Origin of the sequence: Paenibacillus sp. BC26, assembly GCF_900116125.1 — a bacterium.
Classification (GTDB): domain Bacteria; phylum Bacillota; class Bacilli; order Paenibacillales; family Paenibacillaceae; genus Paenibacillus_Z; species Paenibacillus_Z lignilyticus.
The window spans coordinates 217,968-232,576 of the sequence record NZ_FPAD01000001.1; the positions used below are offsets into that span (position 1 = coordinate 217,968).

Annotated in this window: 16 protein-coding genes; 7 read left to right on the plus strand and 9 right to left on the minus strand. The window is 51.2% G+C overall.

From position 1 onward, the window contains the following. Window positions 1–14: 14 nt before the first annotated feature. A complete protein-coding gene (locus tag BM412_RS00990; RefSeq protein WP_091212630.1) occupies window positions 15–908 on the plus strand; it encodes a carbohydrate ABC transporter permease in 894 nt (297 codons plus the stop codon). Window positions 909–926: 18 nt separating this feature from the next. Then, window positions 927–3,047 (plus strand): DUF5054 domain-containing protein, encoded by a 2,121-nt coding sequence (locus BM412_RS00995; protein ID WP_091212632.1) that lies wholly within the window; start codon window positions 927–929, stop codon window positions 3,045–3,047. 100 nt (window positions 3,048–3,147) lie between these two features. Here BM412_RS00995 and BM412_RS01000 read toward each other — a convergent pair whose 3' ends face one another. Both BM412_RS01000 and BM412_RS01005 read right to left on the minus strand, forming a co-directional pair. Next, window positions 3,148–3,471: a MocE family 2Fe-2S type ferredoxin gene (locus BM412_RS01000; protein ID WP_091212634.1), complete on the minus strand. Its 324-nt coding sequence runs from the start codon at window positions 3,469–3,471 to the stop codon at window positions 3,148–3,150. After that, window positions 3,468–4,559, minus strand: a complete 1,092-nt coding sequence (locus BM412_RS01005) for a fatty acid desaturase (RefSeq protein ID WP_091212637.1) — start codon at window positions 4,557–4,559, stop codon at window positions 3,468–3,470. Before BM412_RS01005 ends, BM412_RS01000 begins: the two co-directional genes overlap by 4 nt. A 128-nt stretch (window positions 4,560–4,687) precedes the next feature. On the opposite strand from BM412_RS01005, the gene BM412_RS01010 reads away from it, so the two are divergent. After that, complete coding sequence (locus BM412_RS01010) at window positions 4,688–5,590, plus strand: helix-turn-helix domain-containing protein (RefSeq protein ID WP_177245597.1); 903 nt, start codon at window positions 4,688–4,690, stop codon at window positions 5,588–5,590. A gap of 73 nt (window positions 5,591–5,663) precedes the next feature. Beyond that, the gene (locus tag BM412_RS01015) at window positions 5,664–6,389 is read left to right on the plus strand and encodes a DsbA family oxidoreductase (protein WP_091212641.1); all 726 of its coding nucleotides are present in this window, start codon (window positions 5,664–5,666) and stop codon (window positions 6,387–6,389) included. 61 nt (window positions 6,390–6,450) lie between these two features. On the opposite strand, the gene BM412_RS01020 is transcribed toward BM412_RS01015, so the two are convergent. Genes BM412_RS01020 through BM412_RS01030 form a run of 3 tightly spaced genes read right to left on the minus strand, consistent with a single transcriptional unit; the run spans window position 6,451 to window position 7,905 of the window. Then, window positions 6,451–6,822 (minus strand): EamA family transporter, encoded by a 372-nt coding sequence (locus BM412_RS01020; RefSeq protein WP_177245598.1) that lies wholly within the window; start codon window positions 6,820–6,822, stop codon window positions 6,451–6,453. Continuing rightward, window positions 6,819–7,181 carry a DUF2304 domain-containing protein gene (locus BM412_RS01025; protein ID WP_091212644.1) on the minus strand — a complete coding sequence of 121 codons (363 nt, stop codon included), beginning with the start codon at window positions 7,179–7,181 and terminating at the stop codon, window positions 6,819–6,821. Before BM412_RS01025 ends, BM412_RS01020 begins: the two co-directional genes overlap by 4 nt. A gap of 19 nt (window positions 7,182–7,200) precedes the next feature. Further along, complete coding sequence (locus BM412_RS01030; protein ID WP_091212646.1) at window positions 7,201–7,905, minus strand: glycosyltransferase family 2 protein; 705 nt, start codon at window positions 7,903–7,905, stop codon at window positions 7,201–7,203. A 174-nt stretch (window positions 7,906–8,079) separates the two neighbouring features. Here BM412_RS01030 and BM412_RS01035 point away from each other — a divergent pair, with 174 nt between their 5' ends. From BM412_RS01035 to BM412_RS01045, 3 genes are all read left to right on the plus strand, one after another. Then, on the plus strand, window positions 8,080–9,300 hold the full coding sequence (locus BM412_RS01035) for a glycosyltransferase family 39 protein (RefSeq protein ID WP_177245599.1): 1,221 nt from the start codon (window positions 8,080–8,082) through the stop codon (window positions 9,298–9,300). A gap of 122 nt (window positions 9,301–9,422) precedes the next feature. After that, window positions 9,423–10,478, plus strand: a complete 1,056-nt coding sequence (locus tag BM412_RS01040; RefSeq protein ID WP_091212652.1) for a hypothetical protein — start codon at window positions 9,423–9,425, stop codon at window positions 10,476–10,478. A gap of 24 nt (window positions 10,479–10,502) precedes the next feature. Further along, entirely contained in the window at window positions 10,503–11,345 is an 843-nt protein-coding gene (locus tag BM412_RS01045; RefSeq protein ID WP_143111539.1) for a hypothetical protein, read from the plus strand. Window positions 11,346–11,532: 187 nt separating this feature from the next. On the opposite strand, the gene BM412_RS01050 is transcribed toward BM412_RS01045, so the two are convergent. From BM412_RS01050 to BM412_RS01065, 4 genes are all read right to left on the minus strand, one after another. Then, window positions 11,533–12,498 (minus strand): type I phosphomannose isomerase catalytic subunit, encoded by a 966-nt coding sequence (locus BM412_RS01050; protein ID WP_240548323.1) that lies wholly within the window; start codon window positions 12,496–12,498, stop codon window positions 11,533–11,535. A 47-nt stretch (window positions 12,499–12,545) separates the two neighbouring features. Then, window positions 12,546–12,947: a VOC family protein gene (locus BM412_RS01055; protein ID WP_091212658.1), complete on the minus strand. Its 402-nt coding sequence runs from the start codon at window positions 12,945–12,947 to the stop codon at window positions 12,546–12,548. Window positions 12,948–13,013: 66 nt separating this feature from the next. Further along, window positions 13,014–13,583 carry a tRNA 5-(aminomethyl)-2-thiouridylate-methyltransferase MnmM gene (locus BM412_RS01060; protein WP_091212661.1) on the minus strand — a complete coding sequence of 190 codons (570 nt, stop codon included), beginning with the start codon at window positions 13,581–13,583 and terminating at the stop codon, window positions 13,014–13,016. A gap of 1 nt (window position 13,584) precedes the next feature. Further along, window positions 13,585–14,553, minus strand: a complete 969-nt coding sequence (locus BM412_RS01065; protein ID WP_091212663.1) for a tRNA modification radical SAM protein MnmL/YtqA — start codon at window positions 14,551–14,553, stop codon at window positions 13,585–13,587. Between the last annotated feature and the right edge of the window lie 56 nt (window positions 14,554–14,609).

Below are 14,609 nucleotides of genomic sequence, written 5' to 3' on the forward strand. Positions count from 1 at the left end.
AAAGGGGTCTGGGCATGGTTTTTTCAAAATCGTGGAGCAGCCGCAGCGCTGATATGTTTATCTATTTGGCTTTGATCATTATTGCGTGCATATCGTTGTTCCCGCTCTGGTACACGATTGCACTGTCCTTCAGTGACAAAGCCGCGGTAAATGCCGGTAGAGTATTTGCCTGGCCTGTTGGCTTCAATTTAACATCGTATAAAATTATTTTGGAAGATCATAAATTTTTTACAGCCTTCTACATTTCCGTCAAACGAGTGCTGCTTGGCGGTGTGATCAACTTCGTACTGACCGTCATCATGGCTTATCCGTTAGCAAGAGATAACAAGATGTTTCCGGGCAGAAAAATTTATATGTGGTATCTGGTATTCTGCATGCTCTTCTCCGGCGGACTCATTCCGCTGTATATGACCGTGACGGAACTGAATCTGCAGAACACGCTATGGTCGCTCGTTTTGCCGGGGGCAGTACCCATCTTTAATGTCATTCTCATTATGAATTTCTTTCGAAATTTACCTAAAGAGCTGGAAGAAGCGGCAATCGTTGACGGTTCCGGTCCGTGGCGTACGCTAGCGAGTATCTTTATTCCCGTATCGATGCCGGCCTTGGCGACTGTAACGCTATTCAGCATTGTCGGCCATTGGAATTCATTCTTCGACGGACTCATCTACATGAATAAGCCGTCTCTCTATCCGCTGCAGACCTACATTCAACAGCTTGTCGTACGGATTGATCCGGAGTTGATGAAATCGCTGACGACGGATCAATTAATTGAGCTGTCGAAGGCGTCTGACAAGACGCTCAATTCGGCGAAGCTGATCGTGGCGATGATTCCGCTGCTGGCGATCTATCCGTTTCTTCAGAAATATTTCGTTCACGGCATCGTGCTGGGATCTGTTAAAGAATAAATAGGAGGTACGATGGGGATGAACAATATACGTAAAGTTCATGTTGTCTTTAAGACACATCTTGATATCGGGTTTACGGATTTGGCAAGTCATGTCGTGGATCACTATTTTCATTCCTTTATCCCGCAAGCGCTCGATCTGGCTGACGAATTCAATCGCGAACAAGGCAAGGAAAGGTTTGTTTGGACAACCGGCTCTTGGCTTATTCATGAATTTATGAAAACGGCTGATCCTGAGCAGAAAAAACGCATGGAAGATGGGATTGCCGCAGGCAGTATCGTTTGGCACGGACTACCGTTTACGACGCACACGGAATTAATGGATCCGGCATTATTCGAGCATGGTTTATCGATCGCGCGTCGGTTGGATGAGAAGTACGGCAAACGTACGATCGCGGCAAAGATGACGGATGTACCCGGGCATACGATCGGCATGGTTCCCTATATGGCGAAGTACGGTATCCAATACTTGCACCTTGGCGTTAACTATGCTTCGACGAAGCCGAGCGTTCCGGATGTATTCGTCTGGCGAGCGCAAGACGGATCGGAAATCGTCGTTAACTATGCCGGCAGTTACGGCAACATCACATTAATCGACGGTGTGGATGAAGTGCTTGTGTTCGCGCATACGAACGATAATATGGGGCCGCCGAAGGCAGCTGATATTCGGAAGCAGTTCGCGCAGCTTGCCGAACAATTCCCGGGAGCCATTATAAAAGCCTCGACAATGGATGCGTTCGCTGAGAAACTGGTAGCGATGAAAGATCAATTCCCGGTCATTACCGAGGAAATTGGCGATTCATGGATCCACGGAGCAGCCTCCGATCCGCTCAAAATCTCCCACTATCGAGAGCTTTTAAGGCTGCGGAGCAAGTGGGTGGGCGAAGGTCGATTGGACGCAAGCAGCCGGCAATATGCCGACTTCTGCGATCAGCTCATGCTCATTCCCGAACATACATGGGGGATGGACGAGAAGACGCATTTGACCGATTTCAAGCATTATTCGGTCGCCGACTTTCATGCGGCAAGGCAAGCCGATGTCGTCACGAAGGATGCCATCCATCCTCGTTATGGCTATTTCGGCATTTATGGCGGCGACCACTCGGAGAAATTCGAATCGGAGTCCGGGAAAAGCTTCAGCCTGCTTGAAAGCTCATGGCAGGAACAACGGAATTACATCAATCAGGCGATATCGATGTTATCGTCAGACCTGCAAAACGAAGCGCGTCAAGCGCTGACGTTGTTATCTCCGGATGGGTCGGATCGTGCGAATGGGCGTGAATTCACCTTGGGACAGCAGCTGCTTTTAGGCTGCTTCAGTGTCGAATTTGGAATCGACGGATCGATAAACAGGCTTGTTGACGAGCGGGGCAAAGTTTGGGCTGACGATCAGCATCGGTTAGGCGTATTCGAATATGAAACGTTTGGCATGGATCACTACCAAAATTGGTATAGAGATTACGTTGTGAATTGGGCTGAAACGTATTTCTGGTCGGAGCCCGACTTCGGCAAGCCGGGCATGGAGTTTGCGGAGCCTAGACCGGAAAACAAGCGGTTTTTACCGCGAATCAGTCATGCATCTGTCCGGGAAAACGAGCAGTATGACGAAGTTAGTTTGCAGCTTACGATGAGCCAAGAAGCCTCGCGGACACATGGCGCTCCCAAGAAGCTTCAGATTCTGTACCGGTTCTTCAAACAGGAGAAAACAATCGAGGTGGAATTAAGCTGGTTCGATAAACAAGCCTACCGACTGCCTGAGGCAAGCTGGTTCTCCTTTGCTTTGAAGGTAGATAACCCGAACCTTTGGAAGATGGATAAGCTTGGGGAACGTGTTTCGCCGCTTGAGGTTGTTAAGGACGGCAACCGCAGTCTTCATGCCGTTAATACAGGCGTGCATTACCACGGAAGCGATGGGAGGGTCCACTTGGAAACGTTGGATGCTCCGGTGCTATCTCCGGGCGAGAAGAGAATGCTTCAATTCGATCAAACCTTCGCTCCATTAGATGGCGGGATGCATTTTAACCTGCACAATAATGTTTGGGGCACGAATTTCCGAATGTGGTACGAGGAGAATACCAAGTTTCGATTCGTTATTCGGTTACATTCAAATGGGAACGGCGCTGCAGTTTCTGACCAGTAAGATAATCACTGCCTGCCAAGGCATAAAAAATGTACGTGATCAGGGACGTTAGCTGCGTCCTTCATCACGTACATTTCTCTTTGTTCTGATTGAGCACTCGCTAGTCCAGTTGGATATAAACTTTGTCGTCTTGGACTTTCACGGGGTAGGTTTGGAGTGCTTTGCATGCCGGCTTGCGAACCGGTTCGCCGGTCGCAATATTAAACCGGCCGTTATGTTTGGGACATTCAATCGTGCTGCCCATGACAAGACCGCCTTCGAGGTGGACTTTCTCATGCGTGCAATAGCCGTCCGTTGCGTAGAAGTCACCTTCTTGCGATCTATAGATGGCATAGGTACGTTCGCCATAATCGAAGCGGATAACATCCTCTGTATCGATGTCGGAGCTGCTGCAAACTTCAATCCAAGCTAGTAATGTTGTCATGATGGATCTCCTACTCTTGCATAGTGGTTGGTCGAATTGGATTGTGCAATGTTCTCGGCAAATATGCGGTATTTAGGTACGACGTACGTCGGATCTTTCCGTGCATGCCATAGGGCGGCAATCGTTTCTCGCAGTGCGGCCGTGAAGCTTGATGCGGCGGCCGGACAATCCTCCTTGATCTCTTGATGCAGGGCAGGCAAGTTATAATACGGTACCATCGGGAACATATGATGCTCCATATGGTAGTTCATATTGGTATACAGAAAACGAATAATAGGGTTCGTATAGAACGTGCGCACGCATAGCCTGTGATCAAGCATGTCTTCGTATAAGCCAAGATGTTGAGTGGAGTTCAGGGCGGTCATCAAGAAGAAGCCGTAGAACGCAGGTAAACCGACGAACATAAGCGGCAGCAGGCTCTGCGTATAGAAACACAGCCCGATAATAGCAGCATAAACGAGAATGAAAATACGTGCTTCCCAGAACAGAGAGCGAAAATCGCTTGGAGGGATTAGTTCCTTCTCCGTATTGGTGAGGCGGCCGAAAGCATGGCGGAATAACGATTTAAATGTACCGAAGATATCGCCGAATCGGAAAATCATCTTGATTAGTCTACTCCACATTGGGGGGCGAGGCTCCATAATTTCCGGATCGCTGCCGACAATGATCGTATCGGTATGATGACGAACATGACTCCAGCGGTAATTCGTCGCTTGTATGAGGATGAGGAAGGAGCATAGCTGATATAAGGCTTCATTCATCCACGACGTTCGAAAAGGCGTACCATGGCAAGATTCATGCCATTTCGAGACGGCTGACGTGGAATAAATGACGCCATAGACGGCAAATGCGGGAATCGCCCACCAGGTTCCCCAGGATAAATAAGCAAGATAACCTGTTACTGCGAGGAAGAAAAACCATAACAGCGTGTCCCGAAGCGCCGGAGCGTTTCTGCGGACCATTAGCTCCTTCATGCGTTTACGGGGAACGGGACATTTGTACCACTCGGCGGATACCAGTCCTTTCGCGATCGCTTTCTCTCTTTCAGGTCCCAGAATGCTGTAATCCCGTTTGGAGATTTCACTCATATGATTACCCCTTATTGACTCAGAATAGCGTTGCTGCTTCTAAGTGTAAGGGATGAAACGCGTGCTGGCTTTCCAGAAATTATTAAATAGTTTTAGACACATCGGCGAGTATGGAGAGGGGGAGCGGGATGGCAAGAAAACAATCGCCGACATCGATGCGCTGGATCTACCCGCCTGATTATGATGAAAGGCTGGGGATGGATGCAGTGGGAACCAGCATTATTCCCGAGCTGATCGTGCTGGGCTGTCAAAAATATTCCGAGGCCTATCAGCTTACCTTGCATCGTCACATGATCGGATATGAATTTGTCTATTTGGAGCACGGCAGCGTTACTTGGGAAGTAGATGGCGTGCAATATCCTACCAGTGCAGGGCAATGGTTCTTCACAGCTCCCGGAGAGCTGCATAAGGCCAGATTCAACCATATCGAACCTAGCCGCATTTGGTGGTTTATCATAACGGACCCTGCATGTGACTCTGATTGGCTCAACTTAGGCCAGCAGGAGCGCAGCTTTATCAAAGCCGGTCTACAGCAGCTGCCGCATGTATTTCGTGCCGATGATCGGGTGGATGAGCAATTCGCGCGGCTGAAGGCGACGCTAGAATCGGATGGACCGGCGAAGGGGCTGTATGCTCATCATCAGATGCTGGATATTCTGCTTGGGCTGCTGCAGCCGGTTCCGGCGAAGACGATTGAACCGGAATGGAGGGGAAAGATGACGGAGCTCGTTCAGCAATTGGAGCAAACGCCGGAGAAGCGATTCTCAATTGCGGAGATGGCGCAGGCGGTTCAAGTGAGCGAGTCGCACTTCTATAAATTATTCCAGGAGCTGTTCGGGCAATCGCCTGCTGCCTACATGGAACGCGTGCGGATTGAACAAGCCTGTGAGCTCCTGTTGAACTCGGGCTTATCCATCATTGAAATTACGCATGAGCTCGGATTTAAGACGAGCCAGCACTTTACGAATGTGTTCCGGAAAGTAATTGGCTGTCCTCCAAGCGAATGGAGGAGGCGGGAGGCGAGCGGTTGAACGCGTCCAAACGTTGTCCTACACCTGACATAGCGGCTATAATGGGCTTATCAGATGAAGGAGTGAAGTGAAGATGAAAGTGGAAATTTGGTCGGACATCGCGTGTCCGTTTTGCTATATCGGCAAGCGTCTCTTCGAGAAGGGGCTGGATCAGTTTGAGCATAAAGATCAGGTGGAGGTTATCTATCGCAGCTTCCAGCTGGATCCGAATGCGGAGAAATATCCGAAGCATGATGTGTATGGACTGGTTGCGGACAAATACGGCGTGAGCCGCGAGCGCTCCATCCAGCTTCATGAGAATTTGGTGCAGCAAGCCGCAGCGCAGGGGCTTACATTTAACTTCGAGCATGCGATTCCGGCGAACTCGCTGGATGCGCATCGCCTGATTCATTTTGCAGGCGCTCATGGCAAACGGACAGAGGTAGCGGAGCTGCTGTTCAAGGCGTATTTTACCGATTCCAAACATATTGCGGAGCTGGATACGCTCAAAGAAATCGCGGCGGAAGCCGGCTTGAACCCGGATGAAGTGGAGACCATGCTAAGCGGAGATGCGCTTAAAGCCGAAGTGCAAGCGGAGTGCAGCGAGGCAAACATGCTTGGCGCGAACGGCGTTCCGTTCTTCGTGATCAACCGCAAATACGCGGTAGCCGGCGCGCTTCAAAGCGAAGTGTTCCTCGATGTCCTGCAGAAGGGCTGGGAAGAGGAGAAGCCGCTGATCATTCTCGATCCTTCTTCGACGGGCAGCACCGGTGTTTGCACCGATGATGCATGCGGAATCGGCGAGAGCGAGCAGAATTAAACAATAAAAAGCACGGTAAGTCGGAGCCTCTCGGCTCTTGAACTTACCGTGCTTTTTAGCTTTATGCATATCGTGCTGACAAGCCGATACATGCAACGCCTGCAAGGATGAGCAGACAGCCGATGATTTTGAGTGCAGACAACGATTCTCCAAACAAGTAATAAGCGCCGATGATGGAGATGATGTACGCCAGGCTCTGGATGGGATAAGCCAAGCTGAGGTCGACCTTCGATACGATAAACAGCCACAGCACCGTTGCGCAGCCGTAGATGAACAATCCACCCATGATATAGGGCGAGAACATCAGCTCAAGAATCGTGCGCAGCGATTCGAAAGGTTTCGCGCGCTGCATAAGCCCGTATTTCCACAGAAATTGCCCGCTTACAAGCATGAGCGTATTGGCCAGAATGAGAAGGAATTGGACGACGTTCACAGCGTCTCACGTCCTTCCACTGCCTTCTGAAGGTCGAGCAGCTTCTTCTCCATAACGGCGAATTCCTGCGTTAACGTCTTCATTTTCTCCGACTGGTTCGACAAGCTCATCGTCTGCCGCACGAGCAGGGCCAGGATGAAGATGATGGTGACCAGAAACACGAAGGTAGGCATGTAGGCGATGCCGATCCATAGGGCAAACCGGTTGAGCAGCGGGATGCAAGCCGCGGCGAGTACGCCGGCAATGGCGGTGATCAGCCAGAGGAACGCGTAGCGGTCCTTTAATTTATGGGTTACCGTGAACGAAACGATAAGCCCCAGGAAAAACAACGTAATGAGAATAGCGACAAGCTGATTCATCTAGGGCGGTTCCTTTCGTCTAAGAGAAACTTTTGCGAATGAGCGAGAACATCGTAACCTTCATCATGTAATAAATCGATTTGGACCAGTTGATGGAGGAGGAGCCGCCTTGGCGGTTGCGCATCTCAACACTGATCTCTTTGAGCTTGTATCCGCGTTTGGACAAGCTGACGAGCACTTCCACTTCGGGATAATCCGTCGGGTAGGTTCGCGAGAACAGCTCGATCGCCCGGCGTCCGACGATGCGGAATCCGGATGTCGGGTCGTAGACCTGTGCGCCGGTCAACATCCGAATCAGCCAGTGAAAGTAGAAGATTCCGATGCGGCGAGAGAGACTTCCCTTGTAGCTGCTCTGTTCCACAAAACGCGAGCCTATGACCATGTCATAGTCATGGCTTGTCATTTCGTTAACAAGCTTCTCTATGTCGGCTGGCCGATGCTGTCCGTCCGCATCCAGTTGAATCGCATATTTATAGCCGCCGCGGTCTGCATACTTGTAGCCGCTTTGCATCGAGCCGCCGATTCCGAGATTCACGGCATGGCGAAGGGATGGAAATCCCTCGCTGCGAATGATCTCAGGCGTGCGGTCTTTAGAGCCATCATCGATGACGACAAAGTCATAAGGTGTATGTCGTTTAAGCTCCTGCACGGTGCGGGCAAGTGTATCTTCTTCGTTATAGGCAGGAATAATGACCAATATATCGCTGCTCCGTTGTTGCTGCATCTCGTATAACCTTCTTTCCCATCCTTCTACTTGCGAGGCTTGCTTTTCAACAAATCTTTTATAGTATAATAGAAATCGGTTCTTTATAGAATACCAGTTAACTGGAAAGGGAGTTTTGCTTTGTTTTCACTACGGTCCGAAACGTCCCGGATGCGGAAGTTTGTTTGGATTTTAATGGCGTCGGTTTTACTCATCCATGTGATTACGGTCTTGTCGCTCGGCGACCATTTCCTGCTTGGTTCCTATGAGAAACGCAACAATGATGATGTCAAATATGTACATGCCGCGCAGGTGCTGCTCGAGCATCATACGCTTGTTTATAACAGCGGAATGAACCCGACCAACTATATCATGCCTGTGGTTCCTGTCGTGCTCAGCGGATTTTTGTCCTTTCTGGATCGCGATGCTGCCGTGATGGGCTTTCGATTGCTGCAGTGCCTCATGCAGGCGGCTTCGGTTTATCTCATTTTCATCATCGCGCGCGAGCTTCTGGGCAGACGCGTCGCTGTTGTGGCTGTACTGCTAGATGCGCTATATGTGCCGAACTTGTTTGCCTCGGGCGCGATTCTAACGGAATCGACGTTTAAACTGCTCTTTTTGTTGCTAATTTGCAGCATTATTTATGCACTGAAGCGTAGAAAGGCATCCGCCTATGTGTTTGTCGGTATCATGCTGGGGCTCTCCTGTTACGTCAAACCGCAATGCGCGCTGATTCCGATTTGTTTGCTGATCATCTGGCTCGTGAAGCGGTACAACTGGAAGGATATTTTCAAGTATACCGCTATTGTTGGCGTATGCAGCATGCTGCTGCTCTCGCCGTGGTGGGTTCGCAACTACGTCGATTTTCATGAATTTATTCCATTCACCAAATCCACCGGTAATCCCATGCTGCTGGGAGCGCTGATCAAACGGGCCAATCCGCCAAAAGGGTTCTTCGAGCAATATCCGCAATACAAGGACCAGAAGCTGTTCGTTGGCAGCGACAGTGCGGAGAAGCTGGCCGCGCAGCGCGTCATTGCTTATGGCTTCAAACATCACACGTTCGACTATGCGTACTGGTTTACGGTCGGAAAGACCATCCAGCTCTTCGAGAGCCCATTCTACTCCAAGCCGGTGCCGGGCTTGCCCAGACCGGCGATTAATGTGGTGCACTGGCTGTATGTGCTTGTTGGCTTCGCAGGAATCGTCGTGGTAGGCATTCGCAGACGGTTGAAGATGGTTTTGCCGCTGCTGCTGCCCTTTCTCTATTATTGGTTCATTCATCTACCATTTATTACCTTCGGACGCTATGGTTATCCGCTCGTATGTCTATTAACGATATTTGCTGCTGCGTCTATAGTAGCGCTGCTGGAGCGAAGAGGGGTTTGGAAGAAGGAAGTGGAGACTGCCGTTTAATCGGCGGTCTTCTTTTTTTAGCCGGCCCAGTAGTGGAAAAGCAAATCGGCATAGTACAATAAGACAAGAATGTGAAGGCGTTTACAGCCTTTGCAAAATTGACAACTCCGGAGGGACGCGCCATGCAACCGGTTCCGATTCAAGCTATGAATACACGCGTAGTACGAGTGAGCACGGCGAAAGATTATTGGACCATCCTCTTTGGCATTTGGCTGATTGGCGGTATCTTCGTGGATGGATTTGCTCATAATCACGGAGTCGTCGAAACGTTCTTTACGCCATGGCATGCCATTCTGTATTCGGGTTTTATGGTTTCGGCCATCTGGATGTGCTGGCTGCTGTACCGTTCGAAGCGAACTACCGGCTTACCCTGGTTAAAGGCCGCACCTGTCGGCTATGGGCTCGGATTAATCGGCGTTGCCATCTTCTTGCTTGGCGGACTATTCGATATGTACTGGCATGTTGTATTCGGCATCGAGCAGAATACGGCAGCGCTGCTGAGTCCTTCACATCTAATGCTGCTGTTGGGCGGGATATTGATTTTGTCGAGTCCGTTTCGGGCCGGCTGGCATAATGACAAATTGACAAAACCGAGCTGGGTGGAGTTCGCGCCGGCGTTTCTATCCTTGGTTATTACGGTAGGCGCCGTTAGCTTCTTCCTCATGTATGCCTGGACATTTCGTTACAATTTACCGGCAGCTGCCGTGGTAGATTGGTATATCAGTCATTTTAGTAATGGGATTGTTGCCGAGAGTAACGAAATGCGCGGACTTACCTACATTTTGCTGGATACGCTTATCTATATGTATCCGGTGTTTCTGCTTATGAAACGGTGGCAGCTGCCTTTTGGCGCCATGACGCTGCTGTTTGCGATGATTACGACGATGATGAATGTACTGGACGGCTTTGTATACTATCAGTCGATTATTATTGCAGGAGCTGCAGGTCTGCTGGGTGATCTGCTTTATCGCTATTTGAAGGCCGGCGAAGGCAGAATGTGGGCACAGCGAATAATCGCAGGGGCGCTGCCGGTTGCGCTTTGGGGCTTTTACTTCGGCTACATGAACGCGGGGGATGGAATAGGCTGGTCTGCAGAGCTATGGTCAGGCTCGATTGTAGAGGCGACATTACTTTCTCTTGGCGTTCATTTCCTGTCTGCTTCGAAAGGGAAAGGATAGTAGTCGATGCAGCCAAGGGGCTTATTGTTGAAATGGCTGGTCATCGGAGGGCTGGCAGCGCTGCTTCTGGGCGGCTGCACAGCCAAACCGCTTCGCAATGTGGAGATCGATCCGCCAACCAGAGGACTGCTTCATTATTTGCAGCAGGACCAAATGACTAATGTGTCCGATCGGGGTTACAAGGTTACCGTAGCGGAGGAGAAGTCGGTCGAGAGCGGGCGGGAGATTGAAATAGAGCTGCAGGTGCTGGATCCGTCCGGTCTTCCGGTGGAGCGCTTCACAGAGGATATGACCAAGCTGATGCACCTCATTATCGTTAGCGCAGACTTATCCACGTTCTCGCATGTCCATCCGGTTCATGAAGGGCAAGGGAAATTCAAAGTGAAGCTGAGCTTTCCGCATGGCGGCCGGTTTCTGCTTATTTCGGAATTCATGCCGGATGACGTCGGGCTCACGGTATATAAGAAATGGATTACGGTTGGCGGTACGGAGCCGGCCCTCGAGAAGCTTACGGTCAGCGAATCGATGCAAACGGTTGTTTCCGGTGTTGAGGTGACGCTCACTGCAATGCCTGACATGAAGGAAATAAAGGCAGGGGAAATGGCGATGCTGAACTTTACGTTGAAGGATGCCGCTACCGGAAACCCGATTAAGCTTGAACCCTTTCTCGGCACTTCGGGACATTGCGTCATTCTGAACGAGAGTGCCACGCAGTATTTGCATGTCCATGCCGTAAGCGATATGAGCGCCGGCACATCCAGTGTCATGTTCCATACGCAGTTCCCCAAGGCAGGGACGTATAAGCTATGGGCACAGTTTCAGTATCAGGGAAAGGTGCTCGTTGCACCGTTTGTCATTAAGGTATGAGGCAGGGGCTTAGCGTAGTCAGCTGGACAGACCGTTCATCCGAAATCCTCAGGTGCTCGGCATCAGTGGAAATGTTGCTTATTAAGCAGCATTTTACTTTGGTATGGACCTAACCTGACAGATCCATAAAAAAAGCCCAGTCAAAAGTCGTCTTTCACACTTTTGGCTGGGCTTTTCATTGTTCGTATTAAGGCGTTACGCTGCGCAGAACGGTCATGCTGCCATCCAGCTCGTAGCTGCCAAGGCTTGCAGGAAGCAAGAAGCATTCGCCGGCCTTAACGGCTTGCGTGCCGCCATCCCAGCTCAGCGAGCCCGTTCCCTCTGCGATCACTAGAATGACGAATGATTCCGGTGTCGTTGTCAGCTTCCAAGGTGCGCGCACAAGCCCTTTTTCAACGATGAAATAAGGGGATTCCGCGATGGTGAGCCATTCATTGTCGCCGATAGCATCGGTCTTCATGCGGCTCGCGCCTGCGCCTTCGTAGGCGGTCACATTAAGGGAGTCTTCGACATGCAGCTCGCGAAGCTTGCCGTCCAGACCCGGACGATTATAGTCAAACACCCGGTAAGTCGTATCGGAGTTTTGCTGAATTTCAGCGACTACAACGCCGGCGCACAACGCGTGAACCGTGCCTGCCGGGATGTAGAACGCATCGCCGGCTTCGACCGGTACTTCTTGCAGGCAATCCATGACGCGGCCTTCTTCAATGGCAGCTGCGAGGGCAGCGCGGTCGACGCCTTCTTTGAGGCCGTAGATGATTTTGGCGCCGGGTTCTGCAGCAAGTATGTACCACATTTCGGTTTTGCCAAGCTCGCCTTCAGGCAGTCCTTCGTAGGCATCGGTAGGATGCACTTGAATGGACAGATCGTCGTTGCAATCCAACAGCTTGATCAGAAGCGGGAAACGGCCATTCTCGGCGTAGCCTTTCGTGCCGAAATATTCACGACCGTATTTCTCGCGAATCTCGTCCAATCCAAGCCCGGCGAGCGCGCCGTTCATGACTTTGGTCGTGCCGTTCGGATGATCGCCGATCATCCAGCCTTCGCCGATGGCGCCTTCCGGCAGCTCAAGGCCGAATTGCTCCAGCGCGCGGCCGCCCCAGATCCGTTCTTTCATTTCGGGTTTAAATTGCAATGGGTAAGTCTGTGTCAATTGAATCACTCCTCTGTCTGAACTTCCTCGTATACTTTAAACAGTTATTAGCCTTGTGGTTGTGCGGCAGGCTGGAACATTTCCAAGAATTCGCCATCCGGGCCGTAAAAGAAGAAATAACGCGCGCCATTGGGAAGCATCGTGATTTCGGTATCCTTAAGCGGGACGCCAAGATCGGTGATGCGCTTGAATTCCGCATCCACATCGTCAACGGTGAACGCGACGTGATGCGTGCGTCCTTCATCCGCCAATTGACCGTCATAACCTTCAATCAGCTCGACTTCGGATTCACCGCCATCGGTGCCGGACAGGAAAGCAAGGCGGATGACATTGTTGGAATGCTTCAACGTGTACAGGTACTTCAAGCCGACAATCTCGGTATAGAATGCGATCGACTTCTCCAAATCAGAAACCATAATGCCTACATGCTCAAGTTTACGAACTGCCATGAATAATGACCTCCTCATAATTTAACGAATCCGGCATAGCTTCGAAGCTAGCTTGTCTTACGTGTACTACCGTTTCTCGATTGCAAGCAAATAAGGTGCCTCCGGTTTCTGCGCCATACGATACAGCACCGTTTGGGCCAGCGACTGAGGCAGCGAGGATGCCCATTGCAGGGCAGCGTCGGCTTCCTCGGCGCCGCCGGGGTGACCGGGATAAAGCACGACGGTCACGATGCCGGAAGGGCGAAGGACCGCAAGAGCAGCATCCAGAGCGGCGAGCGTGCCATCAGGCGTGGTGATGACGGACTGATCCGCGCCGGGCAGATAGCCGAGGTTAAACATTGCAGCTGCCGCCTTACCGCGCGCATCGGCAGAAATCTGTTCCACCATATCGGCATGACTCGCATGGACGAGGTGGAGCGCTGCGCCTGCCGCATTGTCGTTCAATCGCTGCCTCGTCCGCTCCAGCGCTTCCTCCTGGATGTCGAAGGCATAGACGGTACCGCGTGGGCCAACGAGCTCCGCCAGGAACAGCGTGTCTACGCCGTTTCCGCAGGTCGCGTCTATAACGGTGTCGCCGGGTGAGACGCGTTCCTTCACGAGTTTATGAGCCATGCTGAGTACGCTTAGGAATCCCATCCTAGTGCGCCTCCCACAAGCGGCCTTGCCAAGTGTTGCGCGTGGTCAGCTCGCGGTCGATCGCATTGAGCACTTCCCATTTCTTAAGACTCCACATCGGACCGATCAGCAGATCGCGAGGCGCGTCGCCTGTAAGCCGGTGCACAATCATTTCCGGCGGAAGCAGCTCAAGCGTATCCACGATCAGCTTCACATATTCGTCTTGATCCAGGAAGCGGAGCAGGCCTGCTTCATATTGCTTGACCATCGGCGTCTTGCGCATAAGATGAAGCAGGTGAATCTTAATCCCCTGCACATCCATAGCAGCAACAGCTCTGCCGGTATCGAGCATCATTTCATGCGTTTCCTGAGGCAGGCCGTAAATAATATGCGCGCAAACGCGAATGCCTCTTGCGCGAAGACGTTTAACCGCATCTTCGTAGCAGGCTGTATCATGGGCGCGGTTAATCAGCGTGGAAGTGGACTCATGGATCGTTTGAAGTCCCATCTCGACCCACAGATAAGTCCGCTCATTCAGCTCAGCCAAATAATCGACGACATCATCCGGCAAGCAGTCCGGCCGTGTTGCGATGGACAAGCCGACGACGCCGGGCTGAACGAGGATCGCCTCGTAATATTCCCGCAGCTCTTCAACCGGCGCATACGTATTCGTATACGCTTGGAAATATCCGATATATTGCGCTTCCGGCCATTTCTGGTGCTGCAAGTCTCTGATTTTATTGAATTGGGTCACCAAGTCGTCTCTGCGGCTGCCCGCAAAATCACCCGAGCCTCTGGCGCTGCAGAAGGTACATCCGCCTGTCGCGATCTTCCCATCCCGGTTGGGACAGGTAAAGCCGGCATCCAGCATGACCTTGAATACTTTGCTCCCGAATAGCTCCCGCATTTCGTGATTCCATGTATGAAACCTTTTGTCGCTCCACAGGCTAGGCTGTAGGGAGTCGGCATCCGGCTGAGTTTGCACTTTCATTAGTAGGCTCCTCTTGCTTTTATTAAAACTTATATCCCCAATCATAACGAAAAAAG

Excerpts from the sequence above, each read along its gene's own strand:
- BM412_RS00990 (WP_091212630.1), top strand. The coding sequence starts at position 15 with ATGGTTTTTTCAAAATCGTGGAGCAGCCGCAGCGCTGATATGTTTATC.
- BM412_RS00995 (WP_091212632.1), top strand. The coding sequence starts at position 927 with ATGAACAATATACGTAAAGTTCATGTTGTCTTTAAGACACATCTTGAT.
- BM412_RS01000 (WP_091212634.1), bottom strand. The coding sequence starts at position 3,471 with ATGACAACATTACTAGCTTGGATTGAAGTTTGCAGCAGCTCCGACATC.
- BM412_RS01005 (WP_091212637.1), bottom strand. The coding sequence starts at position 4,559 with ATGAGTGAAATCTCCAAACGGGATTACAGCATTCTGGGACCTGAAAGA.
- BM412_RS01010 (WP_177245597.1), top strand. The coding sequence starts at position 4,688 with ATGGCAAGAAAACAATCGCCGACATCGATGCGCTGGATCTACCCGCCT.
- BM412_RS01015 (WP_091212641.1), top strand. The coding sequence starts at position 5,664 with ATGAAAGTGGAAATTTGGTCGGACATCGCGTGTCCGTTTTGCTATATC.
- BM412_RS01025 (WP_091212644.1), bottom strand. The coding sequence starts at position 7,181 with ATGAATCAGCTTGTCGCTATTCTCATTACGTTGTTTTTCCTGGGGCTT.
- BM412_RS01030 (WP_091212646.1), bottom strand. The coding sequence starts at position 7,905 with ATGCAGCAACAACGGAGCAGCGATATATTGGTCATTATTCCTGCCTAT.
- BM412_RS01035 (WP_177245599.1), top strand. The coding sequence starts at position 8,080 with ATGGCGTCGGTTTTACTCATCCATGTGATTACGGTCTTGTCGCTCGGC.
- BM412_RS01040 (WP_091212652.1), top strand. The coding sequence starts at position 9,423 with ATGCAACCGGTTCCGATTCAAGCTATGAATACACGCGTAGTACGAGTG.
- BM412_RS01055 (WP_091212658.1), bottom strand. The coding sequence starts at position 12,947 with ATGGCAGTTCGTAAACTTGAGCATGTAGGCATTATGGTTTCTGATTTG.
- BM412_RS01060 (WP_091212661.1), bottom strand. The coding sequence starts at position 13,583 with ATGGGATTCCTAAGCGTACTCAGCATGGCTCATAAACTCGTGAAGGAA.
- BM412_RS01065 (WP_091212663.1), bottom strand. The coding sequence starts at position 14,553 with ATGAAAGTGCAAACTCAGCCGGATGCCGACTCCCTACAGCCTAGCCTG.